The 1,281-nt window shown below is 62.9% G+C and carries 1 protein-coding gene; it reads right to left on the reverse strand.

The annotated features are described in order from the left end of the window. Window positions 1-61: 61 nt before the first annotated feature. Window positions 62-1,194, reverse strand: a protein-coding gene (locus AC0L3K_RS40580; RefSeq protein ID WP_473368202.1) for an IS3 family transposase whose coding sequence is annotated in 2 segments (ribosomal slippage) — window positions 62-939 and window positions 939-1,194 — 1,134 coding nt in all. Because the reading frame shifts where the segments join, the coding sequence is not laid out codon by codon here. Window positions 1,195-1,281 lie beyond the last annotated feature (87 nt).

Consider the following 1,281-nt stretch of genomic DNA (forward strand, 5'->3'; position numbering starts at 1 on the left):
AGAGCTGGTCCCGGTTGTCTGAACAGAATCTCCGCGTCGATAAGTGGAGCCTCTGCCGGGGTTAGGCCGCCATGCGGATTGGCAGCGGGTTGAAGTAGGCTTGATCCGGTGTGCCGCCGTCAAGGCTCGAGTGAGGACGTCGGCCATTGTAAAAGTCGAGGTATCGGCCGATCGAGGCGCGGGCGTCGGACACGCTGTCGTAGGCCCGCAAGTAGACCTCCTCGTATTTGACGCTGCGCCACAGCCGCTCGACGAACACGTTGTCCCGCCAAGCTCCTTTACCGTCCATGCTGATGGCGATGCCGTTGCTGGCCAGCGCGCCGGTGAAGGCCGAGCCGGTGAACTGCGAGCCCTGATCCGTGTTGAAGATTTCAGGCCTGCCGTGACGCGCCAAAGCGTCCTCCAGTGTCTCGACGCAGAACGCCGCCTCCATCGTGATCGAGAGCCGCCACGACAGGACCCGGCGGGTCGCCCAGTCGAGGACGACAGCGAGATACACGAAGCCGCGCGCCATCGGGATGTAGGTGATGTCCATCGCCCAGACCTGGTTCGGGCGCGTGATCTCCACGCCGCGCAGCAGATACGGATAGATCTTGTGCCCGGGCTCAGGTTTGGTGGTGCGCGGACGGCGGTACAGCGCCTCTATCCCCATCCGCCGCATCAGCGTCTTGACATGCCGGCGGCCGATCTTGCTCCCCTCGGCAGCCAGCAGGCCTCGCAACATTCGCGAACCGGCGAAGGGAAACTCCAGATGCAACCGGTCGAGCCGCCGCATCAGCGCGAGGTCGTCGGGCGATACCGGACGCGGCAGGTAATAGACGCTGCCGCGGCTGATCTTCAAAACTTCCGCCTGCCTGGTGATCGACAGATCGTGCTCACGGTCGATCATCGCTTTGCGCTCAGCAATCCCGCCTTGGTGAGCGCTCCTTCTAAAAAATCGTTCTCCAGCGTCAGTTCTCCGATCTTGGCGTGCAGCGACTTCACGTCGATCGCAGGCACGGCGGGCGCGGCGCCGCCAGGTCCAAAAACTCCGGAAGCTCCACCCTCCAGCTGGGCTTTCCATGCCGTAATCTGATTGGGGTGAACGTCAAAGTGCTCGGCCAATTGAGCTATCGTTCGGTCGCCCTTGACAGCGGCCAGCGCCACCTTCGCCTTGAAAGCCGGTGTGTGGTTCCGGCGTGCGCGTCTCGTCATCGTCTCTCCTGATTCGCGGGCCAATCTTGCCCGCCGTCAGGCAGAAACTCCACTTATCGCCCTGTTCAGATTTCCGGAGCCGGCTCT

It is taken from the genome of Bradyrhizobium sp. MI1.10 (assembly GCF_055811035.1).